This window comes from Streptomyces sp. NPDC093600 (assembly GCF_044764755.1).
Lineage (GTDB): Bacteria > Actinomycetota > Actinomycetes > Streptomycetales > Streptomycetaceae > Streptomyces.
The window spans coordinates 60,990-84,274 of sequence record NZ_JBIWIU010000005.1 but is presented as its reverse complement, the minus strand read 5'-3'; the positions used below and the strand labels follow the sequence as shown (position 1 = coordinate 84,274).

Here is a 23,285-nt window from a genome sequence, read left to right as displayed (position 1 = left end):
GTGTCCCCCGGCCCATCGTGTCTCACCAGGTTCGACTCCACCGCCCGGCGGAACTCATCGGTGTCCGATTGCCGCCAGCGTCCTCCCGCCCGGCAAACTTTCATTGAACCCGCAACCACTCATGGCGTGTGTACGGAGGTTTCGGGATGTCCACGATGAACGGCAAGGCGGTCCTGGTGACGGGCGGGAGCCGCGGGATGGGTGCCGCCACGGCCCTGCGGCTGGCGCGGGAGGGCGCGGACGTGGCCTTCACGTACGTACGGGAGGAGGAGCGGGCGCGCGAGGTCGCGGCGGGGATCGAGGCGGCCGGGCGCAAGGCGCTGGCCCTGCGCGCCGACGCGGCGGACGCCGGGGACGCGGCGGGCGCGGTGGAATGGGCGGCGGACGCGCTCGGCCGGCTGGACGTCCTCGTCAACAACGTGGGGGTGGGGGTGCTGGCTCCGCTGGAGAGCCTGAGCCTCGCGGATGTGGACCGGGTGCTCGCGGTGAACGTGCGCGCGGCCTTCCTCGCCTCACAGGCCGCGGCGGGGCGGATGGAGAGCGGCGGGCGGATCATCACGATCGGCAGTTGTATGACTGCGCTCGTCCCGGGCCCCGGCGGCACGCTCTACGCGACCAGCAAGTCGGCGCTCATCGGGCTGACCAAGGCGCTGGCGCGGGAGCTGGGCGGGCGGGGCATCACGGCCAACATCGTCCACCCTGGCCCGATCGACACGGACATGAACCCGGCGGACGGCCCGTACGCGCCGGGCCAGGCGGACATGACGGCACTGGGCCGTTTCGGCGCTCCGGAGGAGGTGGCCTCGATGGTGGCGTTCCTGGCGGGCCCGGGCGCGGAGTACGTGACGGGCGCGGAATTCTCGGTGGACGGCGGCCACGCGGCGTAACCGAGCCAGAAGGGGGCGCCGGCGAGTGAGCCGAAGGGCGCGCCGAGGGAACAGCCCCGACCGCGCGCAGGTCCGCGAGGAACGAGCGGGGCGAGCACGGGCGGGGCTGTGAGCCCGGCACAGAGCGCCCGGACGCCACCAGCCCGGAACCCGGCGAGTGAGCCGAAGGGCGCGCCGGGGGAACAGCCCCGACCGCGCGCAGGTCCGCGAGGAACGAGCGGGGCGAGCACGGGCGGGGCTGTGAGCCCGGCACAGAGCGCCCGGAGGCGAACCGAGCCCCCAAAGAAGAAGGGGCGAGGGCGCGCCGGTGCTGTCGGGCCGGTGCGCCCTCGCGGGCCGGGCGGGGTGTCGTTACCCGCCCAGTTCCTGGTGGCGGGCGGTCAGGCGCGCCGAGCCGGCTTCGGTGAGGGAGCCGAAGAGGCGGAGGCGGGAGATGCCGCCGTCGGGGTAAATGTCGATCCGGACGCGGGAACCGACCGCGGGGGTCTCGAGTACGAAGCGGTGGTTGGTGTCCGGCTGCAGGCGGGTGCGGGGCAGGATCTCGGTCCAGTCCTCCGAGCCTTCGGCCGCGACGGAGAGCGCCGCCCAGCCCGCGCTGTTGCCCTTGAGGTAGGCCGTGTCGATCTCGACGGCGCGGATCTCGGATTCGGCCACGAGCTGGTAGCGGATCCAGTCGTTCCCCTTGTCGCGGCGGCGGCGGGTCTCCCAGCCGTCGTCCATCTTGCGGGAGCGGCCGGGCTGGATGGTGTTGGTCGCCGGGGAGTAGAAGCGGTCGGAGGCGTCTTCGACCTGGCCGCCATTCTCCAGCGCGGCGAGGTCGAAGGTGCCGAGGACGCCGAGCCACTTGGGGTCGGGTGCGACCTCGCCGTACACGCGCAGGCGGGCGATGCCGCCGTCGGGGTGCTGGTTGACGCGGAGGTGGGTGAAGCGCTGCTCGACGTCGACGGCGAAGCCGTTGGCGGCGTGGCCGCCGATGGCGGTGCGCGGGACGAGGGTGGTCCACTTCACGTCGTCGGCGAGGAGGTCCTCGGGCGAGGGCGAGCCGGGCACGGAGGTGGCCTCGACCGAGACGGCCTGGGGGTAGTTGCCGCGGAAGTGCGCGGTGTCGACGACGATGCCGCGTACGACGCCGGGGGCGCCGAGGCGGACGAGCGCCCAGTCGTGGTCGTCGTCGGTGGGGTGCGGCTGCTCGGCGGAGATGCCACGGCGGCGGCGGGTCTCCCAGCCGTCCATGATCTTGCCCTTGTGGCCGAAGTGCTCGGGGTCGAACTCGGCGGGCTCGGGCTTGAGCATGTTCTCGCGCTCGGCGAAGAACTCGTCGTTGGCGGCGATCACGCCCGCGCCGAGGCGGCGGTCGGCGAGGTCGGCGTACTGGGTGAAGGGGAAGTCCGCGGTGCGGTAGTCCGCGTACGGGTCGCCGCCGCCGTAGGGGCTGGCGTCACCGGTGAAGGAGGGTATGCCGGTCACGGGTCAGTTGTTCCTTTCGAGGAGGCGGCCGGAGGGCTCGGCCAGGGTGCCGCGGTCGGCGATGCGCCGGCCCCGCAGCCAGGTGGACGTGACGACGCCGTGCAGGGTCTTGCCCGCGTACGCGGTGATCCGGTTGCGGTGCTGGAGTTCGGCCGGGTCGACGGTGAAGGTCGCGTCGGGGTCGAGGACGGCGAAGTCGGCGTCGCGGCCTGCTTCGATCGCGCCCTTCCGGTCCAGGCCCGCGAGCCGGGCGGGGCCTTCGGACATCCAGCGGGCGACGTCCTCCAGGGTGTGGCCGCGGCGGCGCGCCTCGGTCCAGATGGCGGGCAGGCCGAGCTGGAGGGAGGAAATGCCGCCCCAGGCGGAGAGGAAGTCGGGGGTCTTGAGGTCGGGGGTGGAGGGTGAGTGGTCGGAGACGATGCAGTCGATGGTGCCGTCGGCGAGCCCTTCCCAGAGGGCGTCCTGGTTGGACGCCTCGCGGATCGGGGGGCAGCACTTGAACTCGGTGGCGCCGTCCGGGACCTCTTCGGCGGTGAGGGTGAGGAAGTGCGGGCAGGACTCGACCGTGATCTTGACGCCTTCGGCCCTGGCGGCGGCGATCATCGGCAGCGCGTCGGAGGAGGACAGGTGCAGGACGTGCACGCGGGCGTTCAGGCGGCGGGCCTGGTTGATCAGGTTCTCGATCGCGGTGTTCTCGGCGTCACGCGGCCGGGAGGCGAGGAAGGTCGCGTACTTGGTGGCCTCTTCGCCCTTCCCCTGCGGGGCGGCGGCGAGGTGGTGCGGGTCCTCGGCGTGCACGATCATCAGGCCGTCGAATCCGGCGATCTCGGCGAGCGAGGTGGCCAGCTGCTCCTGGTCGAGCGAGGGGAACTCGTCCACGCCGGACGGTGACAGGAAGCACTTGAAGCCGAAGACGCCGGCGTCGTGGAGGGGCCGCAGGTCCTTGACGTTGTCGGGCAGCGCGCCGCCCCAGAAGCCGACGTCGATGTGCGCCTTGGGGCGGGCGACGTCCTGCTTGATCCGCAGGTGCTCGACGGTGGTGGTCGGCGGCAGCGAGTTCAGCGGCATGTCGAGCAGCGTGGTGATGCCGCCGGCGGCGGCCGCGCGGGTCGCCGTCCAGAAGCCCTCCCACTCGGTGCGGCCGGGGTCGTTCACATGCACATGGGTGTCGACCAGGCCGGGGAGGACGACGTCGTCGCCCATGTCCTCCAGCCGGGCACCGGCCGGTACCTCGGCGTCGTACGGCAGCACCGCGGCGATGATCCCGCCGGAGACGGCGATCGACGCGGGCCGCGTCCCCTCGGGGGTGATGACCCTTGTCGAGCGCAGTACCAGATTGACGTCCACCCGTACCCCTTCTTCTCCACCCAGCAGAAAAATTCAACGAACTGTTGAAGGAGTCTTCACTCAGGACGACATGTCGTCAAGGGCACGCTTTCAGCATGCGCCCGCCGGACCGGCCCGGACAGCGGCCACTTGGACGTTTCCATGAAGTGGAAGGATAATTTCGTAGAGTAGAACGTAGCTCTCCACATGCGGGACGGACGAGGACGTCACCGGACGGCCGCCGACATCGGACAAACACCCCCCTGACCGGCCCGTACGCCGGGACCGGGACCGTGTGTCCGGCGGGACGGCCCGGTAGGCTGCTGCCTTGCCCGCCTGCCTCGAAAGGACCTCGACGTGCCGACGTCCAGCGCCAGCACCACCGACGCCGCCAAGCCCGCCGCCGCGAGCGGTGGCGTGCAGTCCCTTGAGCGTGCGTTCGACCTTCTCGAGCGCATGGCCGACGCGGGCGGCGAGGTCGGGCTCAGCGAACTCTCCGCCAGCAGCGGGCTGCCGCTGCCCACCATCCACCGCCTGATGCGCACCCTCGTGGCCTGCGGCTACGTCCGTCAGCAGCCCAACCGCCGGTACGCGCTCGGCCCCCGCCTCATCCGGCTCGGCGAGTCCGCCGCCCGGCTGCTCGGCACCTGGGCCCGCCCGTACCTCGCGCGGCTCGTCGAGGAGACGGGCGAGACCGCGAACATGGCGCTGCTCGACGGCGACGAGATCGTGTACGTCGCGCAGGTGCCGTCCAAGCACTCGATGCGGATGTTCACCGAGGTCGGCCGGCGCGTCCTGCCGCACTCCACGGGCGTGGGCAAGGCCCTGCTCGCCCACACCCCGGCGGACGAGGTCCGCGCGCTGCTCGCCCGTACGGGCATGCCGGCCGCGACCGAGAAGACGATCACCACGCCCGAGGGCTTCCTGGACGCGCTCGCGTTGGTGCGCGAGGCGGGGTACGCGGTGGACGACAACGAGCAGGAGATAGGAGTCCGCTGCCTCGCGGTCTCCGTCCCCGACTCCCCCACCGCGGCGGCCATCTCGATCTCGGGCCCGGCGGGCCGCGTCACGGAGGCAGCGACGGAGAAGATCGTCCCCGTCCTCCAGGAGGTCGCACGGGAACTCTCCACGGCCCTGGCGAACACGGCGGGCAACGGCCAGGGCTAGGACCTTCCGAGCAGCGCGAGAGGCCGTCGCGGCCGACCCGGTCTGCCGGCCGGGCGCCGTGGGCGCGGCAGGTCGACGAGACCCTGCTGGCGAGGCGGGGCGGGTGGGGGCTCGCGGGAACGGCTCGGCGGCGGGTGCGTGGGCGGCGGTGAGGGCAGGGGGATCATCCCAGCTCGGTGGGTGAGGACCAACGTGTTCTTCGTCCTGTCGCGCCGCGCTTCCGCCTGCGGCAGGATGCGCGGCACCGTCGCCTTTCGTCCCGCGCGGCCCGTCCCTTCGAGGAGACCACCGTGATCTTCCGCAGTCCGCTTCCCGACGTCGTCGTTCCCAACGTGACCGTGCACGAGCTTCTGTTCGGCACGCTCGACGCCGCCGACCGGGACCGGGTCGCGATCGTCGACGGGCCCTCCGGGCGTGCGCTGACCTATGGTGAACTCGCCGACCGGATCCTGCTGTTCGCGGGGGCGCTCGCCGAGCGGGGGGTGCGTCCGGGCGACGTGGTGGCCCTGCACGCGCCCAACTGCCCGGAGTTCGTGGTCGCGTTCCACGGAATCCTGCGCGCCGGCGCGACCGTCACCACCGTCAACGCCCTCTACACCCCCGCCGAGATCGCCACGCAGCTGCGCGACTCCAAGGCCACTCGGTACGTCACGGTCACCCCGCTCCTGACCACCGCGCTGGCCGCGACCGCCGAGGTCGGCATCCCCGCCGAGGACCTCTACCTCCTCGACCCCGGCACCGGGCACGACACGCTGCCCGCGATGCTGGCCGAGGGCCGGCCGGCGCCCGAGGTGTCGATCGACCCCGCGACGCACCTCGCGGTGCTGCCGTACTCCTCTGGGACCACCGGCCGGGCCAAGGGCGTCATGCTGACCCACGCCAACCTGGTCGCGAACATCTGCCAGAACGAGCCGGTCCTGCCGCTGTCGGCCGAGGACTCCGTGCTGGCCGTGCTGCCGTTCTTCCACATCTACGGCATGAACGTGATCCTCAACCTGTCCCTCAGGGTCCGTGCCACGATCGCCTCCCTGCCACGCTTCGACCTCGCGGACTTCCTCCGCAGCGTCCAGGACCGGCGCTGCACCTTCCTGTACGTCGCACCGCCGATCGCGGTCGCCCTCACCAAGCACCCGATGGCCGACCAGTACGACCTGTCCACCGTGCGGACCGTGGTGAGCGGCGCGGCCCCGCTGGACGAGGCGCTCGGTGAGGCGCTGGCGGCCAAGCTCGGCTGCCGGATGATGCAGGGCTTCGGGATGACCGAGCTGAGCCCGGTCTCCCATGTCACTCCCGCCGACGGTTCGCTGTCGGTCGGATCGATCGGGTTCGCCGTCCCGAACGTGGAGTTCCGGCTGGTGGACCCGGAGACGGGGACGGAGGTGGAGGCCGTCGAGAACGGTTACAGCGCCACCGGCGAACTCCAGGTGCGCGGCCCGAACGTGATGGCCGGCTACCTCGGCAACGCCAAGGCGACCGAGGAGACGATCCTCGCCGACGGGTTCCTTCGCACCGGTGACATCGCGCGGCTCGGCCCCCGGGGCGAGGTCTATGTCGTCGACCGGCTGAAGGAGCTCATCAAGTACAAGGGCTACCAGGTGCCGCCGGCCGAGCTGGAGGCGCTGCTCCTCACCCATCCGGCGATCGTCGACGCCGTGGTCGTCGGCTACCCGGACGACGAGTCCGGCGAGATCCCCCGCGCGTTCGTGGTCCGCCGGCCGGGCGCCGGGCTGACGGCCGACGAGGTGATCGCGTTCGTCGCCGAGCGGGTCGCCCCGCACAAGAAGGTGCGGATCGTCGAGTTCACCGACGCGGTGCCGAAGTCCGCGGCGGGCAAGATCCTCCGCAAGGACCTGCGTTCGCTGCCCCTCGGCTCCTGAGCAGCCGGCGGGCTCGCGGAGCGGCGCGTTCATACGGCGGCCTCCTGGGAGAGGCGGCCGTCCCGGAGCGCCACCGTGGCGTCCGTGCGCGCCAGATGGGTGCGGTCATGGGTGACCAGGACCGTCGCCGTGCCCCGTTCCCTGGTCAGCGAGGCCAGCAGGCCGACGATCGCGGCGCCCCGCTCGTGGTCCAGGGCGCTGGTCGGCTCGTCGACGAGGAGTACGGACGGCTCGTTCATCAGGGCCCGCGCGATGTTGACGCGCTGGCGCTGCCCGCCGGAGAGCTGGTGCGGGCGGCGGGCGGCCAGGTCCAGGAGGCCGACCGCGTCGAGGAGGGCCAGGGCCCTGTCGCGTACCGCCTTGGGTCTGGCGCCGGAGAGGTGCGCCATCACCTGGAGCTGCTCCACCGCGGACAGTGACGGGAGCAGGTTGGGCTGCTGGAAGACGATCCCGATCCGCTCCCGTCGCAGTGCCGCCCTGCCCGCCGGGCTCAGCGCACCCGTGTCCGTACCGGCCACGATCACCCGCCCCCGGTCGGGTGTCACCAGCGTCGCCGCGACCGCGAGCAGGCTCGACTTGCCGGAGCCGGAGGGTCCGACGACCGCGGTGAGGCGGCCGGCGGGCACCTCCAGGGAGACGGAGTCGAGGGCGGTCAGCCGCCCCTCCCCGTCGGGGTAGGTCAGCGTCACGTCGTCGAGCAGCAGGGTCATCGCACGCTCCCGAGAGCGGTCAGGGGGTCGACGGCGGTGATCCGCCGGATGGACAGGGCCGCGCCGAGCACGCCGAGGCCGATCGTCACGGCGGCCGGGCCGAGCACGGTCAGCGGTTCGAGGACGAAGGGCACGTCGCCGCCGCTCACGAACGCGCCGACGGCGACCGCGAGGCCGGTGCCGAGGAGAGTCCCCGCGGTGAGCATCAGCACCGCCTGTCCGAGCGCGTCCTTCAGCAGATAGGGGGTCGAGGCTCCCAAGGCCTTCAGGACGGCGACGTCACCGCTGCGCTGGATCGTCCAGACCGTGAAGAACGCCCCTATGACGAGCGCGGAGATGACGAAGAGGAACCCCCGCATCAGCTGCAGCGAACCGTTCTCGGCCTGGTAGGACCCAATGGCGGTGAGGGCTCCGTCGATCGTCCGGGCCTGGGTGCCGATCGCCTTGTCGCCGGCCGCCGGGTCCGCCCCCTCGGTCGTCGTGAGAGCGACGATGGTGGCCTGTTCCTCGCGGGTCGTGCCGTCGTGCCCCAGCTTCTGCCAGTCGTCGAGCGAGGTCCAGACGACCGGCGTGTGGCTGTACGAGGCGTCGCCCGCGACCGCCGCGACGGTCGCCCGCAGCGGACCGAGCCGTACCGCGTCGCCGGCGGCCACGCCCAGTACGTCGGCGGCGGACTCCGACAGGACGACCCGGCCGGGTCCGAGCCGTCCGCTTTCGGGGGCGAGGCCGGCCCCCGGCTCCGTACCGAACGCGGAGACGGCGGCCGTGCGGTCCCCGGCGGCGGCGTTGAGGGTACGGATGCCGAGCGGCCGGGCACTCTCCACTCCGGGCCGCTCGGCCCACTCCCGCCACTGCCGCTCGGTCACCGTCGAGTTCGTGAAGGAGACCTCACGACCGGCGGGCGGGGCGGCGAAGGCGAGCCGGTCCGCGGGCAGCCCGGTGATCGCCGAGATGTTCTCGCGGGCGAGCCCGGCGGTCAGCCCGGACAGCAGGCCGACGAGCAGCGTGATCAGCACGATCACGGTGCCCATCAGGGTGAATCGCCCTTTGGCGAAGCGCAGGTCTCTCCATGCCACGAACATGCATCCAGGGTGCGACGCGGTGCTGGGGTGAGGCATCGCGCCACGGATTGCCTCGCAATCAAACTTTCGGTTGAGTCCGGATTGTCGGCTGCGCCCTACGCTGGCAGATCATGGACGCACGTTCCCTCACCCCGGCTCTGCGCGCGCTGCGCCTCTGCCTGCATCTGCTGATGGCGGGCCTGCTGGCGCTGGCCGCGGTCCGGGCGGACACCGCCGCGGGCTCGGTCGTGGCGGCGCTGATCGGCGCGGTCTACGCCGCCGGTTCCCTGCTGCCGTCCGTACGCGACTCGCGGCGGGCCGCCGCGATATGGCTCGGTGTGCTGTGCGCGTCCTGGCTGGCGCTGCTGTGGCTGACGCCGGACGGCCTGTGGGTGGCGTTCCCGCTCTACTTCCTTCAGCTGCATCTGCTGCCCGTGCGCTGGTCGCTGCCGTCGGTGGCGCTGACGGCCTGCTTGGCGATCCTCTCGTACGTCCGGCACGCCGGCCCGCTGAATCCGGGCGTCTTCATCGGGCCGCTGCTGGGCGCGGCGGTCGCGGTGGCGACGGTGCTCGGCTATCAGACGCTGTACCGGGAGAGCGAGCGGCGGCGCCGGATGGTCGTGGAGCTGATCGCGACGCGGGCGGAACTGGCGGCGGCCGAGCGGCACGCCGGGACGCTGGCGGAGCGTGAGCGGCTCGCGCGGGAGATCCACGACACGCTGGCGCAGGGGCTCTCCTCGATCCAGTTGCTGTTGCGGGCCGCCGAGCGGGCGCTGCCCGAGGGCTCGCCGGCCGCCGGGCACATCGACCGGGCCCGGCGGGCGGCCCAGGACAATCTCGCGGAGGCGCGGCGGTTCGTCCGGGCCCTGTCGCCGCCGGACCTGGAGCACGGCTCGCTGGCGGCGGCGCTGGAGCGGCTGTGCGAGGCCGGCCCCGGCTCGGCCTCGCGGCGTTTCACGCTGAGCGGGACACCGGTCGAGCTGCCGACCCCGTACGAGGTGGCGCTGCTGCGGATCGCCCAGTCCGCGCTGTCGAACACGGTCCGGCACGCGGAGGCCGGGCGGGTGGAGATCACCCTGTCCTTCATGGACGCCTCGGTGACGCTCGACGTGGTCGACGACGGCAGGGGCTTCGATCCGGCGCTGCTGTCGTCGTCACCGGAGGGAGGGTTCGGGGTGCCGGCGATGCGCGCGCGGGCCCGTTCGCTGGGCGGCACGTTCACGGTGGAGTCCGCGCCCGGGCAGGGCACGGCCGTCGCCGTCTCCCTCCCCCTCCCGTCTCCTCTTCCCTCCGGAGTGTCCCGATGACGATCCGTCTCCTTCTCGCGGACGACCATCCGGTGGTACGGGCAGGGCTGCGCGCGGTCCTGGACACGGAGCCGGGCTTCGCCGTGGTGGGCGAGGCGGCCACGGCCGAGAGGGCGGTGGAGCTGGCGGCCGCCGGCGGTGTGGACGTGGTGCTGATGGATCTGCAGTTCGGGCCGGGGATGCACGGCTCGGAGGCGACGGCGGCGATCACGGCGGTGGGGGGCGGTCCGCGGGTCCTGGTGCTGACGACGTACGACACGGACGCCGACATCCTGGCGGCGGTCGAGGCGGGCGCCTCGGGCTATCTGCTGAAGGACGCCCCGCCGGAGGAGCTGGCGGCGGCGGTCCGTACGGCGGCGGCGGGCCACTCGGCGCTCGCGCCGGCGGTGGCGCACCGGCTGATGGACCGGATGCGGACGCCGGCGGAGGCGCTGACCAAGCGCGAGCTGGAGGTGTTGCAGCTGGTGGGCGAGGGGTTGTCGAACCAGCAGATCAGCAAGCGGCTGTTTCTCAGCCAGGCGACGGTGAAGTCGCATCTGGTGCACATCTTCGCCAAGCTGGGGGTCGACTCGCGCACGGCGGCGGTGGCGGCGGCGAGGGAACGGCGCCTGATCCGGCGATGACCGTGCGGGACGGGCGCCCGCACCCCTGCGCGGTTCGCGCGCGAGTCTTCCGGTGGTGCCTCCGCTCAGGCCTCACGCGGGGGCTCGCCGAAGAGTTCCACGGCCTTGCGGACGTCGGCGAGGCCGTTGGCGAGAGCGCTGACGGAGCCGATCGAGCCGGCGATCAGCAGCAGGGAGCGGCGCAGCCGACGTACCTCCGGGGTGCCGCCGGCGGCCATCGCGTCCAGCGAGGCGAGTTCGTCCTCGGCGATGCCCCGGTCCGCGAACTCGGCCGGGTGTCCCGCGAGTTCGCGGCGGAGCCGGGAGACGGCGGCACGCAGCTCGGCCACCCTCGGGTCGTCGCCGCTGCCGGTGGTCGTCACACGCCTCTGCCCCATGCTCCGCAACAAAGTTCTCCCCCTCGCACGGCACCGTGCGCCGAACCCCACACTCCGAACCGACCCGTCGAACGGTGGTCAGCCGCCGGGGGTCGCGGGCAAGTTAACGCCATCGCGCGCCGGGCGCGCCACTCGGGGGACGTAATTCAGGCATCCGTGCCCGTCGTCGTCATGAGGTATGCAGTCCTCATGACGCATACGACGCTTCCCTCCTCTCCCTCCGTGCCGGTGGTGGCCGGGCTGCTGCTCGCCGCGGGCGGTGGGCGGCGCCTGGGGGGCCGCCCCAAGGCCCTGTTGTCCCACCGCGGCCGCCCGCTGGTCGAGCACGCGGTGCGCGTGCTGCGTGAGGGAGGCTGCGAGGTGATCCATGTGGTCCTCGGCGCCTCGGCCGACGCCGTACGGGAGCGGGCCGAGCTGCCGGGGTGCGTCCTGGTGGACAACCCCGAGTGGGCGGAGGGCATGGGGTCGTCGCTGCGGGTGGGTCTCGGCTCGCTGGCCGCCGCGGCGCTGCCGGTGGACGCGGCACTGGTCTCCCTGGTGGACCAGCCGGGGATCGGGGGCGAGGCGGTGGCGCGGGTCCGGTCGGCGTACCGGTCCCGTGGCTCCCTGGTGGCGGCGGCGTACGAGGGGAAGCGGGGGCATCCCGTGCTCTTCGGCGCGGACCGGTGGGCGGGCATCGCGGCGGGGGCGGTCGGCGACCGGGGAGCCCGTGACTATCTGGCGACGCATCGGGATGCGATCACCCTGGTCGACTGCTCGGATGTGGCCGAACCGTACGACATCGACACGGAGGCCGACCTGGCACACCTGGAGTGAAGGAGGTGGCACTGAGAGCCATGTTGTGTCGATCCGGAGAATCTCGACATCGACACATCTTGAACTTCCACTATGAGGAAACTAATATCCACTGTTCAGAAGCGCCTGATACCTCTGACGGCGCTCGCGGCCGTATCTCGGCGCCTGCGGCACTCCGTGCCGATACGCGACGCCCGGCGGCCGCAAAGGCACCGCCCGTGAAGCCCGCTGAAGGAAGTGACAGTTCATGTCCGCACCAGCGCCGTCCCCCCTGGCCGTCGTCGAAGCCGCGCCCCTGCCGAGGCAGGAGGAGGTGCTCACCGACGCGGCCCTCGCCTTCGTGGCGGAGCTGCACCGGCGGTTCACCCCGCGCCGGGACGAGCTCCTCGCCCGCCGGGCCGAGCGCCGCGCCGAGATCGCCCGCACCTCCACGCTCGACTTCCTCCCGGAGACCGCGGCGATCCGTGCCGACGAGTCCTGGAGGGTCGCGCCGGCGCCGGCGGCCCTGAACGACCGCCGTGTCGAGATCACCGGTCCGACCGACCGCAAGATGACGATCAACGCGCTGAACTCCGGCGCCAAGGTGTGGCTCGCCGACTTCGAGGACGCCTCGGCCCCGACCTGGGAGAACGTGGTCCTCGGGCAGGTCAACCTGATCGACGCGTACACCCGGAACATCGACTTCACGGACCCGAAGTCGGGCAAGTCGTACGCCCTGAAGCCCGCCGACGAGCTGGCCACGGTGGTCATGCGGCCGCGCGGCTGGCACCTGGAGGAGCGCCACCTGACGTTCGAGGGCCGCCCGGTCCCCGGCGCGCTGGTCGACTTCGGCCTGTACTTCTTCCACAACGCCAAGCGCCTCATCGAGCTCGGCAAGGGCCCGTACTTCTACCTGCCGAAGACGGAGTCGCACCTGGAGGCCCGCCTCTGGAACGACATCTTCGTCTTCGCGCAGGACTACGTCGGCATCCCGCAGGGCACCGTGCGCGCCACCGTCCTGATCGAGACGATCACGGCCGCGTACGAGATGGAGGAGATCCTCTACGAGCTCCGCGACCACGCGGCGGGCCTCAACGCCGGGCGTTGGGACTACCTGTTCTCCATCGTGAAGAACTTCCGTGACGGCGGCGCCAAGTTCGTCCTGCCGGACCGCAACGCGGTCACGATGACGGCCCCGTTCATGCGCGCGTACACCGAACTCCTCGTCCGCACCTGCCACAAGCGCGGCGCGCACGCGATCGGCGGCATGGCCGCCTTCATCCCGTCGCGGCGCGACGCCGAGGTGAACAAGGTCGCGTTCGAGAAGGTCAAGGCGGACAAGGACCGCGAGGCCGGCGACGGTTTCGACGGCTCGTGGGTCGCGCACCCGGACCTGGTCCCGATCGCGATGGCCTCCTTCGACGCGGTCCTCGGCGACAAGCCGAACCAGAAGGACCGCCTCCGTGAGGACGTCTCCGTGGCGCCCGGTGACCTGATCGCCATCGACTCGCTCGACGCCAGCCCCACCTACGAGGGTCTGCACAACGCCGTCCAGGTCGGCATCCGCTACATCGAGGCGTGGCTGCGCGGCCTCGGCGCCGTCGCCATCTTCAACCTGATGGAGGACGCGGCCACCGCCGAGATCTCGCGCTCGCAGATCTGGCAGTGGATCAACGCCGGCGTCGTCTTCGAGAACGGCGAGCGCGCCACCCCTGAGCTGGCCCGCAAGGTCGCGGCGGAGGAACTGGCCGCGATCCGCGAGGAGATCGGCGAGGAGGCCTTCACGGCCGGCAAGTGGCAGCAGGCCCACGACCTGCTCCTGCGCGTCTCGCTCGACGCCGACTACGCCGACTTCCTGACGCTCCCGGCGTACGACCAGCTGACCGGCTGAACCGGGTGGGCCAGCTGACCGGCTGATCACCCCGTAAGCGGAACGACTGACGGCTGACCGCACAGCGGCCGAACAGTCCTCCCGAACAGGCTCCGCCCACGGTGTACGCACAGCACCGGGGGCGGAGCCGACTTTCGCTCCGGGGCGTTTCACAGGGCCTGTGACGCAACCGAGATCGACCGCTACCTAGCGGTAACAAGCCACGGCGTGCCAGATTCCGCATGCCACCGGCCGGCGGCTGTCCCCCACTCCTCTGCACCGACGCAGGAGCACACAGCCATGCGCTCTTCCCCTCGCCGCGCCGTTCGCGGGCTTCTCGCCCTGTCCCTCGCCGCCGCCGCGCTGACGGCCACCGGGACCGCCTCCCCCGCCGTGGCGAGCCCCGGTTCCGGGCCCACCGCCGTCGTGTCGATGGGCGACAGCTACATCTCCGGCGAGGCCGGGCGCTGGCAGGGCAACAGCCTCACCACCAGCGGCAGCCGCAACGGAACCGACCGGGCGTGGACCGGGAGTACGTACGATCCTGGCCGGGTCTACGGAACCACCGCCGCCAACGGATGCCACCGGTCGGACTCGGCGGAGGTGCGCAGCGCGACCGGGATCGCCTCGGCGCTGATCAACCTGGCCTGCTCGGGCGCCACGACCCAGAACGTCTTCCGCGCCGCGAACGGCGGGCTGTCGTACAAGGGCGAGGCTCCGCAGGCCGACCAGCTCGCCCCGATCGCCGCCTCGCACGACGTCGAGCTGATCGTGCTGTCGATCGGGGGCAACGACCTGGGCTTCGCCGACATCGTCACGAAGTGCGCGACGGACTACATCATCTGGTACTCGTACTGCCACGACGACCAGCAGCAGGTCGTCGACGCGAAGATCGACGGTGTGATGGCGCAGGTCGGCAAGTCCGTCGACGAGATCCGGGCGGTGATGACGGCGGCCGGCTACGCCGCCTCCGACTACCGGATCGTGCTCCAGTCGTACCCCTCGCCCATCCCGCGCGCCGCGGAGAACCGGTACGCGGAGAGCGGCTGGAGCCGCACCGACACGGGCGGCTGCCCGTTCTGGAACCGGGACTCCGACTGGGCGCGGGACTCGCTCGTGCCGCAGATCGCGAACCGCCTCAAGGGCGTCGCCGCGGCGAAGGGCGTCCAGTTCATGGATCTGCGCGACATGCTGCAGGGCCGCGAGGTGTGCGCGAAGGCCAGCAAGCAGGTCAGTTCGGCCGTGCCGGCCTCGGCCACGACCAGTGAGTGGGCGCGTTGGATCGACCAGAACGAGACCCAGGGGCCCCTCCAGGAGAACATGCACCCCAACTACTACGGGCAGTTGGCGCTCGGCCGCTGTCTCTCGCTGATCCACGCCCGGCCCAGCGGGGACCACAGCTGCCGCAACACGGCGGGGACCGGAGCGTCGGGGATGTATCTGACGACCGTGTCCTGACCCCCCTCTGTTGCCGGGGGGTTCAGCGGGCGGGGCGGCCTCCCGGTGGGCTCAGCGGGTGCGGCGGCGTCCCGCGCGCCGTGCCCGTCCCTTCTTCGGCGCCGGCACGTCGATGCCCAGCGGGGGCAGGACCCGCTCGGCCCGGTGCGGGTCGGCCGCCGTCATCTCCTTGACCAGCGCGGGGGCGCCGCCCGGCCAGTCCGCGGCCGCCGCGTCCAACAGGGTCCGCCCGTCCGCGCGGCGCAGCCGGTCCAGGAGGAGGACGGCCTGGGCGGAGAGCGGGACGAGGGCCTCGTCCGCGGGCTCGCCGCGGGCGTGCAGGACCTCGAAGGCGTAGGCGCCCATCACCGGGTCGCCGAGGGCCTTCCGCAGGGCCTCGGAGGGCGCGGTGCCGGTGTCGAGGAAGCCGAAGAGGGCCCGGGTGTCGGCGGCCTCCCAGGTGCCGGCGTTCACGGTGCCGAAGGCCGTGATGAGCTGAGACCACGCTTCGACGGTGTCCCCGCGCGCGTGGAGCCAGTCGGCCAGTACGCGCCCGGCGGCGGAGGCGGACCACCCTTCGGCGGCGGCGACCACGGTGGGGGCGTCCCAGGCCGCGACCTCGGCGGCGTCGGGGGCGGCGACATGGCCGACGCTCAGGAGGTAGCGGACCACCTCGATGCCCTGGAGGGTGAGGCCGAAGGCGTCGCCGGTACGGAAGACCATGCCGGTGGCCGCGAGCCGGTCGACGGCGTCGGCCATGGCCCGGGCGGGGGCTTCGAGCCGGGCACGGTCGGCCTCGGTGACGGAGACCGCCGTTCCGCAGAGGCGCGACAGCTCCTCCGCCGACGGGACCTCGTACCCGTCGGGCGCCTCCGCGGGGACCATGACCGGGGCGTCCTCCTGGCGCGGGTCGACGGGCCAGTCCTCGAACTCGGCGGCCCTGCGCGCGACGGACTCGGCGCAGGATCCGCGCTGGTAGAGGGCGTAGAGCAGGTGGGCCGCCTCACCGTCGTACAGTCCGCCGGTCTCGCCCTTCATCTCCTCGACGGCCGTGGCCAGCCGGTCCGCCCCGTCCTCGACGGAGCGCTGGGGGTCGTGGGCCTCCACGGGCGGGGGCGGCAGCGGGGCCCAGGCGTCGCCGTAGTAGTCGAGGTGCTCGTCGAGGAGGGTGTCGGCGAGGGTGAGGTGGGGGAAGGCGTCGGGTCCCGGCGCGAGGTGCGCGTACGGGCCGGTGAGGGCTTCCGCGAGCCCTTCCGCGGTCCAGCGGTCGACCAGCCGGCCGGCCAGCCGGCCCACCCCGTGCGACACGTCCGCGTCCGACAGCAGCGGCCCGGCGGCCGACGGCGTCTCGGCATCCCGTACGTACGCCGTGCTCAGCAGCTCGGCGAGCACCGTGTCGGCGACGAGGCTCCGGTTCATCAGGTCGGCCCGGTGCAGCCCGTCCGGGGGCGTCACGCCCTGGTGGGCGACGAGCCAGGCCCGTACGGCGTCGGGATCGGCGGGGTCGGCGCCGTCGGCCCGCAGGAGCGAGGCGTACCAGCGCTGCCAGGTGAGGTTGCCGGGATCGTTCATCGCCCGCTCGAAATCGGGCACGGTCTCCTCGATCGCGGCCACGATCCGTGCCTGCCGTTTCGCGTTGAGCCGCCCGGCCTCCCGCACCCGCTCGGTGAGGGCGACGAGCACGGCCGGGTACGCCTTCAGCTCCTCGGGCGTCGCGTAGACGAACGCCGGCGCGTCCTCCACGAGCAGATGCCGCACGAATCCGACGGTCGGCTCCGGCAGCCCGCTGCGGCGATCCGCCCCGCGCAGCGCCAGCAGGCTCAGTACGGCGTCGGCGGCGCGGACGGACGGGGGGTCACGGAGCTCCGGGGTCCCGTCGAGGAACGCGTCGAGTCCGGTGTTGGTGAGCACGGTGCCAGCCACGCCTTCAAGGGTAGTTCCGGCGGGGGCCGGACGCCGAAGGCGCGGGGGGCGCCGTCATGGGACGACAACGGTCCGCTGGGCGGAGAAGTCACCCCAGGTGCCGTCGGGGAGCTTGGCGCGGAGTTTGACGCTGTAGCGGGTGCCCGGGGGGTCGGTGACGGTGAGGGTGTAGGTGGCGCGGCCGGGGGGCGGTGCGGCGCCCCAGATGATGGTGGTGGCGAACTTCTCGTTCAGGTGGAGCTGGTGCTCTCTGACCGGGGCGCCGGTCTTCGGCGGGATCCAGGTGAGGGTGATCTCGCGCCTGGTGGCCGTCGCCTTCAGGTCCGCGGGGGCGGTGTCGGGGGCGGCGCCGGGGGCCTTGGCGGTGGTGAGGTCGGCGGGGGCGCTGTCCGGCGAGGAGTTCTCGGCGGCGTCGCGGGCGCGGACGGTGAAGGAGTAGATGGTGCCGGGGCGCAGGCCGGTGACCCGGGCGGTGGTGGCCGTGCCGGGGACGGTGTGGACGCGGGAGTCCGCTTGGTAGATGTCGTAGGCGGTGACGCGGGTGTCGTCGCGGGCCGGTGCCCAGGTCAGGGTGGCCGCGTGGCTGCCGTCGGCGGTGGCGCGCAGGGCTGTGGGGCGTGAGGGGGCGGTGCGGTCGCCGGCCGTCGCCGCGAGGGTGGTGGCGGGGACGGCGGCGCTGTGCGGGGAGCGGTTCCCGGCCGCGTCGCGGGCGCGGACGGTGAAGGCGTACGGGGTGGCGGGCGCGAGGTCGAGGACGTCCGTCATGAGGGTCGTGGCGGGGAGGTCCCTGACCTTGCGGCCCTGCTGGTAGACCTCGTAGGCGGTGACGGCGCGGTCGTCGGCGGCGGGGCTCCACATGACGTGGACGGTGTGCGCGCTGCCCGCGGAGGCGGTGACTCCGGTGGGGGTGGTGGGGGCGGTGGTGTCCTTCGGCGGGCCGCCTCCGCAAGCCGCGAGGCAGAGCAGGGCGGCGCTCAACAGGGCTGTGGCGAGCGGGCGTTGCATGGGAAGGGCTCCGTCCGTCGACATGGTCCAGACCTTTATGGCATCCGGGGGCTGTGCGCGACAAGAGGGCGGAGCGGGGTCGTTGTCAGTGGGGTGCGCTTGACTTGATTCGTCACTCTCCGTGACGAGATCGAGGGGGGAATCATGACGGACCGTGCGACCTATGTGACGCTCGTCGGGCTGCGGGAGCGCGGCTGGACCGACGCGATGGTGCGGGACCTGCTGGGTGAGCCGGATGTGCAGGGGCGGGACCCGCGGCGGTGGTCGATCGCGCCCGTACGGCTGTATCTGCTGGCGCGGGTGGAGGCGGTGGAGCGGACGCCGGAGTTCGGGCGCTGCGCGGCCGCCTCGGGCACCGGGTCGGCGGTGGCCGAGGCGGGGGCGGAGCGTCGGCGCCGGGCTGTGCTCGCGGCCATCCGGGCGGAGCCGATCGTGGTGCCGCGCCTTCCGGCGGCGGAACTGGAGCGCAGGGCGGTGCGCCATCGGCATCTGCTCGGGGCCCGCGGCCCGGGCGGGGTGGTGGCGGGGGCGCTGGTGCGATGGCAGGTGAGCTATCTGCGGCACGCGCTGTCGCGGTACGACACGCTGCTGGACGGGCTGTACGGCTCGACGGGGAGGGCGGAGGCCGAACGTCTGCTGCGGACGCGGCTGTACGAGGCGATCGCGGAGGCGTATCCCGCGCTGGCGCGGGAGTGCCGACGGCGGATCGGGGTGGAGCGGTGAGTGCGGTGGGGCGTCCGCCGGGGCACGGCGATCCGTCGGGGCCCGGCGATGAGTTTCGGCGGGCCGGACGGTCTGCCCTCCATGGAGAAGACGACACACATCGATCTGGGAGCCGCCGCGGAGCGCGTCGCGCGGCTGGCGGCGGCCGTGGAGGACGAACGGCTCGGGGACCCGACACCGTGCCCCGACTACGCCGTACGGGAGTTGCTCGCCCACCTGCTGGGGCTGAGCGTGGCCTTCCGCGACGCGGCCCGGAAGGACTTCGGCCCGACGACGAACACCGCGCCCGACTCCGCCCTGCCGGTGCTGGAGGACGACTGGCGCACGGCGCTGCCGAAGGCACTGGACGAACTGGCGGCGGCCTGGCGGGAGCCCGGCGCCTGGGAGGGGGACACACAGGCGGGCGGGATCGAACTGCCGGCTTCCGTGATGGGCCGGATCGCCCTCGACGAGCTGGTGATCCACGGCTGGGACCTGGCCCGGGCGACGGGGCGGGAGTACGAGGTCGGGGAGGCGGAGCTGGCGTCCTGCGAGGAGTTGTTGACGCCCTCGGACGGTTCCTCCGGAGAGGAGGGCTTCTTCGGCCCGGTCGTCCCGGTCCCCGAGGACGCGCCTCACCTCGACCGCGTGATCGGCCTCAGCGGCCGCGACCCGGGCTGGCGCCCGGCCTGAGCCGAGGAGACGACGGCGGCGCCGCCCGGCCCGAGCCTCAGCGGCCGCGAGCCGGGCTGAGCATGGAGAAGAACCGCGGCGCAGCCCGGTGCTGTCCTCAGCCGCCGCGGCCCGGGCCGGCGGGCCGAGCGAACGACCTTCGGGCGAACGGCCTTCGCGCGAACGATGTGCGGGCCGCCCGGCGTTGCCCTCAGGGCGTGCCCTTCAGTAGCCGTGCGGCTGCCCGGCAGGCCGCCGGGACCGGGGCGATCAGGGGGATCGTGAAGCGAGGGCGGAGGGATTCGGCCGCGGCGGCGAGCGGGCCGCCGCCGATGACGACGGAGCGTGCGCCGTCCCGTACGACGCACTGCTCCACGGCGTGGGCCAGGCTCTCGCGGAGCGAGTCGGGGTGGGAGGCCAGGCGTTCGGGGCCTCCCTCGGTCAGGCGGAGGCCGGTGAAGAGAGGGCTGAGGCCGAGGCGGGCGACCCGGTGGGCGATGGCGTCCGCCAGGAGGAGGGTCGTGGTCGCGATGCCGAAGGGGGTTCCGGCGGCGGACGCCTCCAGGAGGGACGCCTCGCCGATACCGACGACCGGGACATCGGTCACGGCCCGGAGTTCGTCCAGGCCCGGGTCGCCGAAGGCGGCCACCAGAAGGGCCGCGCAGTCGCCGGCGGCCAGGGCGCGGCGGCCGGCGGCGACGACCTCGGGCGTGGCGGCCCGGAGCGCCGCCGGGTCGGTGAGCATGCGCGGGCCTCGCGCCACGGTCACCCCGCGCAGCCGGACCGACGGGCCCAGTGTGCGCCGGGCGATCGCGGTCATCATCGCCGTCGTGGACCGGGAGGTGTTGGGGTTGACGAGGACGACCGTACGCGCGCGGCCGGCCCCCGCGTCGGACGCGGGAGCCGGCTCGGCGGAGGGACGGGGCGCGCTCAGTGGACGTGCGCCGCCTTGGCCGTGCGGGTCTCGGAGATCTCCTCGCCCGGCTCCATGGGCGCCGTGACGGTGTCGTCGTCCCGGTGCTTGCCCAGGTGGTTGAAGACCAGGTTCAGCAGGACCGCCGCGACACAGCCGGTCGAGATGCCCGAGTCCAAAATGATCTTCGCGGTCTCCGGGAAGGCGTGGTAGAACTCCGGCTCCGTGATCGGGATGATGCCGACGGCCAGCGAGACCGCCACGATCAGCACGTTGTTGTCCTTCTCCAGGCCGGCCTTGACCAGCGTCTGGATACCGCTCGCCGCGACCGAGCCGAAGAGGACGACCCCCGCCCCGCCGAGCACCGGACGCGGGACGACCGAGATCAGGGAGGCCATGACCGGCGAGAGGCCCATCAGGACCAGGAAGCCGCCGCCGCAGGCGACGACGAACCGGCTGCGGATCTTCGTCATCGCGACCAGACCGATGTTCTGGGCGAAGGCGCTGCACATGAAGCCGTTGAACAGGGGGCTGATCGCGGAGCCCAGGGTGTCGGCCCGCAGTCCGGCGGCGATGGTCCTCTCGTCCGCCGGCCGGTCGACGATCTCTCCGAGCGCCAGCATGTCGGCGGTCGACTCGGTCATCGACACCAGCATGACCACGCACATCGAGATGATCGCGGCGAGGGCGAACTGCGGGGCACCGAAGTGGAACGGCGTCGGGAAGCCGACGATGTCCGCCTCCGTCACCGGGCTGAAGTCCGTGACACCGAAGGGAATCGCTATCAGGGTGCCGATGACCAGACCGACCAGGACGGCGATCTGCTTCAGGAAGCCGCGGGTGAAGCGGCGCAGCACCAGGACCACCACGAGGGTGAGGGCGGCGAGGGTGAGGAAGGTGGTCGAGCCGTAGTCCTCTGCCGCCGGGTTGGGCCCCTGGGCCCAGCCGAAGGCGACCGGCAGCAGCGACACACCGATGAGGGTGATCACGGTGCCGGTGACCACCGGCGGGAAGAAGCGGACCAGCTTGGAGAAGTACGGGGCGGCGATGAAGCCGAGCACACCGGCGACGATGATCGCGCCGAAGATGATCGGCAGGGCGTCGGCCTTGTCGTCGGTGGTGTCGACGATCGCGAGCATCGGGGCGACACCGGCGAAGGTGACGCCGTTGACGAACGGCAGTCGGGCGCCGATGTTCCAGACGCCGAGCGTCTGGAGGAAGGTGGCGAGTCCGGCGGTGAAGAGGCTGGCTCCGGTGAGGAACGTCAGCTCGGTACCGGAGAGTCCGACGGCGGCTCCGACGATCAGCGGCGGGGCCACCACGCCCGCGTACATGGCGGCCACATGCTGGAGGCCGCTGGTGAACATCCTCAGGGGCGGCAACGTCTCGTCGACCGGATGCTTGATCCGGTCTTCGGTGTCGGCGCCTGCGTCTTCTGCATCTTTGCGAAACCTGGGCTTGGCGGCCACGGCGGTTCCTCCGGTCGGTTACACGTCGGCGGTGACGCGGGTGTCAGGGAGGTGGTGCGAAGTGGTGCGGTTGCTGCGCCTCACGCTGTGCGGGTCGTGAGGAAGTGCGTTCGCGTCGGCCTGGGGGCGCCACGCTCAGGTGTCCCGGGAGGGGTGGACACGATGTCGACCGTCCGGGGGGTGCCGTACCTCTTTACGTACGGACACCCCCCGTCCAGCCGGCCACGGGCCCCGCTCGGGTCCGTGGCGACCGACCGAGGGCCGTCCCCCTCGGTCGGACTCCATGGGGAGGTCAGCCCTGGGCCGTGATGCGGGCCAGGCGCTGTGCCTCCGCGCGCGCGTCGCGGGCGATGGCTTCTTCGTCCGCGAACAGCAGGCGGTTGTTCTCGACGATCTGCTTGCCGTTGACGAACGAGGCCGTCACCGGTGCGGCAGCGCCGAAGACGAGGGCGGTGACCGGGTCGGCGATCGAGGAGTGCCCGATGCCGTCGATCTTCCACAGGACGAGGTCGGCGAGCTTGCCGGCCTCCAGCGAACCGATCGAGTCGGCGCGGCCGAGGACCTGCGCACCGCCGAACGTCCCCAGGCGCAGGGCCTGGCGGGCGTTGAGCGCGGCCTCGCGGTGGGCGCCGAGGCGGTTGATGAGGAGCGCGTTGCGCAGCTCGGTGTGGAGTTCGCCCGACTCGTTGGAGGCGGTGCCGTCCACGCCGAGGCCGACCGGCACGCCCGCCTTGAGCATGTCGGGGACGCGGGCGATGCCGGCGGCCAGACGCGCGTTGGAGGAGGGGCAGTGCGCGACACCGGTCTTCGTACGGGCGAAGGCGGCGATGTCGGAGTCGTTCATGTGGACGCAGTGCGCCATCCACACGTCCTCGCCGAGGAAGCCGGTCGACTCGAAGTAGTCGGTCGGGCCCATGCCGAAGAGCTCGTGGCAGAACTTCTCCTCCTCGACCGTCTCCGAGCCGTGCGTGTGCATCCGCACCCCGAGGCGGCGCGCCAGCTCGGCGCCCTGCTTGAGCAGCGCGGTGGAGACGGAGAAAGGCGAGCAGGGCGCGACGGCGACCTGGGTCATGGAGTCGAAGGAGGCGTCGTGGTGCTTCTTCACCGTCTCCTCGGTCGCGGCCAGCGCGCCCTCGGTGGTCTCGACGGCGAAGTCCGGCGGCAGGAAGCCGTCCTTCTCGCTCATGTCCATGGAGCCGCGGGCGAGGGTGAAGCGCACGCCCATGTCGGAGGCGGCACCGATGATGGCGCCCGACAGGTCGCCGGAGTTCTTCGGGTAGACGTAGTGGTGGTCCATGGCGGTGGTGACACCGCCACGGGCCATCATCGCCAGGGAGCCCTGGGCGGCCACGCGCACCATCGACTCGTCGATCCGCGACCAGGTCGGGTAGAGCGCGACCAGCCAGTTGAAGAGGTTGTGGTCGGTGGCCAGGCCCCGGGTGATCCACTGGTAGAAGTGGTGGTGGGTGTTGATCAGACCGGGCGTCACCAGGTGTCCGGTAGCGTCGATCCGGCGTACCACGTTCTCCAGGCCCTCCGGCGCCTTGCCGGCGCCGATGGACTCGATCTTGTTGCCGGCGATGACGAGGTGGCCGGAGGCGTACTCGGTGTCGTTGGCGTCTACGGTCGCGATCGCACAGTTCTCGATGACGATGCGCTGGGCTGCCGAAGGTGCTGCCATGGCGGTGCTTCCTTCATTCCTCGGGGGTGGTGTGGGC

At 72.4% G+C, this 23,285-nt stretch carries 20 protein-coding genes; 10 read left to right on the top strand and 10 right to left on the bottom strand.

Features of this window, described 5'->3' with window-relative positions; translation table 11 throughout:
• Positions 1-146 precede the first annotated feature (146 nt).
• Entirely contained in the window at positions 147-887 is a 741-nt protein-coding gene (locus ACIRB4_RS15130) for an SDR family NAD(P)-dependent oxidoreductase (protein WP_403291369.1), read from the top strand.
• A gap of 351 nt (positions 888-1,238) precedes the next feature.
• Here ACIRB4_RS15130 and alc read toward each other — a convergent pair whose 3' ends face one another.
• Both alc and allB read right to left on the bottom strand, forming a co-directional pair.
• Complete coding sequence (gene alc / locus ACIRB4_RS15125) at positions 1,239-2,354, bottom strand: allantoicase (protein WP_403291367.1); 1,116 nt, start codon at positions 2,352-2,354, stop codon at positions 1,239-1,241.
• A 3-nt stretch (positions 2,355-2,357) separates the two neighbouring features.
• A complete protein-coding gene (gene allB / locus ACIRB4_RS15120; RefSeq protein WP_403291365.1) occupies positions 2,358-3,701 on the bottom strand; it encodes an allantoinase AllB in 1,344 nt (447 codons plus the stop codon).
• A gap of 336 nt (positions 3,702-4,037) precedes the next feature.
• Here allB and ACIRB4_RS15115 point away from each other — a divergent pair, with 336 nt between their 5' ends.
• Both ACIRB4_RS15115 and ACIRB4_RS15110 read left to right on the top strand, forming a co-directional pair.
• Complete coding sequence (locus tag ACIRB4_RS15115; RefSeq protein WP_403291363.1) at positions 4,038-4,847, top strand: IclR family transcriptional regulator; 810 nt, start codon at positions 4,038-4,040, stop codon at positions 4,845-4,847.
• Positions 4,848-5,137: 290 nt separating this feature from the next.
• Positions 5,138-6,724 (top strand): AMP-binding protein, encoded by a 1,587-nt coding sequence (locus ACIRB4_RS15110; RefSeq protein ID WP_403291361.1) that lies wholly within the window; start codon positions 5,138-5,140, stop codon positions 6,722-6,724.
• Positions 6,725-6,753: 29 nt separating this feature from the next.
• On the opposite strand, the gene ACIRB4_RS15105 is transcribed toward ACIRB4_RS15110, so the two are convergent.
• Complete coding sequence (locus ACIRB4_RS15105) at positions 6,754-7,434, bottom strand: ABC transporter ATP-binding protein (protein WP_403291359.1); 681 nt, start codon at positions 7,432-7,434, stop codon at positions 6,754-6,756.
• Positions 7,431-8,516, bottom strand: a complete 1,086-nt coding sequence (locus tag ACIRB4_RS15100) for an ABC transporter permease (RefSeq protein WP_403291357.1) — start codon at positions 8,514-8,516, stop codon at positions 7,431-7,433. Before ACIRB4_RS15100 ends, ACIRB4_RS15105 begins: the two co-directional genes overlap by 4 nt.
• A 110-nt stretch (positions 8,517-8,626) precedes the next feature.
• Between ACIRB4_RS15100 and ACIRB4_RS15095 the strand changes: the two genes are divergently transcribed.
• Both ACIRB4_RS15095 and ACIRB4_RS15090 read left to right on the top strand, forming a co-directional pair.
• A complete protein-coding gene (locus tag ACIRB4_RS15095; protein ID WP_403291355.1) occupies positions 8,627-9,802 on the top strand; it encodes a sensor histidine kinase in 1,176 nt (391 codons plus the stop codon).
• Entirely contained in the window at positions 9,799-10,425 is a 627-nt protein-coding gene (locus ACIRB4_RS15090) for a response regulator (RefSeq protein WP_403291353.1), read from the top strand. The genes ACIRB4_RS15095 and ACIRB4_RS15090 overlap by 4 nt, the downstream gene beginning before the upstream one ends.
• A 65-nt stretch (positions 10,426-10,490) precedes the next feature.
• Here ACIRB4_RS15090 and ACIRB4_RS15085 read toward each other — a convergent pair whose 3' ends face one another.
• Complete coding sequence (locus tag ACIRB4_RS15085; RefSeq protein WP_403291352.1) at positions 10,491-10,814, bottom strand: DUF5955 family protein; 324 nt, start codon at positions 10,812-10,814, stop codon at positions 10,491-10,493.
• 177 nt (positions 10,815-10,991) lie between these two features.
• Between ACIRB4_RS15085 and ACIRB4_RS15080 the strand changes: the two genes are divergently transcribed.
• The 3 genes from ACIRB4_RS15080 to ACIRB4_RS15070 all read left to right on the top strand — a co-directional run bounded on the left by ACIRB4_RS15080 (position 10,992) and on the right by ACIRB4_RS15070 (position 14,904).
• Complete coding sequence (locus tag ACIRB4_RS15080; protein ID WP_403291350.1) at positions 10,992-11,618, top strand: NTP transferase domain-containing protein; 627 nt, start codon at positions 10,992-10,994, stop codon at positions 11,616-11,618.
• A 226-nt stretch (positions 11,619-11,844) separates the two neighbouring features.
• Positions 11,845-13,467 (top strand): malate synthase A, encoded by a 1,623-nt coding sequence (gene aceB, locus ACIRB4_RS15075; RefSeq protein WP_403291349.1) that lies wholly within the window; start codon positions 11,845-11,847, stop codon positions 13,465-13,467.
• A 279-nt stretch (positions 13,468-13,746) separates the two neighbouring features.
• The gene (locus tag ACIRB4_RS15070; RefSeq protein WP_403291347.1) at positions 13,747-14,904 is read left to right on the top strand and encodes a GDSL-type esterase/lipase family protein; all 1,158 of its coding nucleotides are present in this window, start codon (positions 13,747-13,749) and stop codon (positions 14,902-14,904) included.
• Positions 14,905-14,955: 51 nt separating this feature from the next.
• Here the strand turns inward: ACIRB4_RS15070 and ACIRB4_RS15065 are convergent, their stop codons facing one another.
• Both ACIRB4_RS15065 and ACIRB4_RS15060 read right to left on the bottom strand, forming a co-directional pair.
• A complete protein-coding gene (locus ACIRB4_RS15065; protein WP_403291345.1) occupies positions 14,956-16,806 on the bottom strand; it encodes a hypothetical protein in 1,851 nt (616 codons plus the stop codon).
• A 54-nt stretch (positions 16,807-16,860) separates the two neighbouring features.
• The gene (locus tag ACIRB4_RS15060; RefSeq protein WP_403291343.1) at positions 16,861-17,811 is read right to left on the bottom strand and encodes a fibronectin type III domain-containing protein; all 951 of its coding nucleotides are present in this window, start codon (positions 17,809-17,811) and stop codon (positions 16,861-16,863) included.
• A gap of 144 nt (positions 17,812-17,955) precedes the next feature.
• Between ACIRB4_RS15060 and ACIRB4_RS15055 the strand changes: the two genes are divergently transcribed.
• Positions 17,956-18,534: a hypothetical protein gene (locus ACIRB4_RS15055; RefSeq protein WP_403291341.1), complete on the top strand. Its 579-nt coding sequence runs from the start codon at positions 17,956-17,958 to the stop codon at positions 18,532-18,534.
• 81 nt (positions 18,535-18,615) lie between these two features.
• Positions 18,616-19,206 carry a TIGR03086 family metal-binding protein gene (locus ACIRB4_RS15050; RefSeq protein WP_403291339.1) on the top strand — a complete coding sequence of 197 codons (591 nt, stop codon included), beginning with the start codon at positions 18,616-18,618 and terminating at the stop codon, positions 19,204-19,206.
• A gap of 190 nt (positions 19,207-19,396) precedes the next feature.
• Here ACIRB4_RS15050 and ACIRB4_RS15045 read toward each other — a convergent pair whose 3' ends face one another.
• The 3 genes from ACIRB4_RS15045 to ACIRB4_RS15035 all read right to left on the bottom strand — a co-directional run bounded on the left by ACIRB4_RS15045 (position 19,397) and on the right by ACIRB4_RS15035 (position 23,248).
• Positions 19,397-20,119, bottom strand: a complete 723-nt coding sequence (locus tag ACIRB4_RS15045) for an aspartate/glutamate racemase family protein (RefSeq protein WP_403291842.1) — start codon at positions 20,117-20,119, stop codon at positions 19,397-19,399.
• A complete protein-coding gene (locus ACIRB4_RS15040; protein WP_403291337.1) occupies positions 20,116-21,567 on the bottom strand; it encodes a nucleobase:cation symporter-2 family protein in 1,452 nt (483 codons plus the stop codon). The genes ACIRB4_RS15045 and ACIRB4_RS15040 overlap by 4 nt, the downstream gene beginning before the upstream one ends.
• A gap of 292 nt (positions 21,568-21,859) precedes the next feature.
• Complete coding sequence (locus ACIRB4_RS15035) at positions 21,860-23,248, bottom strand: 8-oxoguanine deaminase (RefSeq protein WP_403291335.1); 1,389 nt, start codon at positions 23,246-23,248, stop codon at positions 21,860-21,862.
• Between the last annotated feature and the right edge of the window lie 37 nt (positions 23,249-23,285).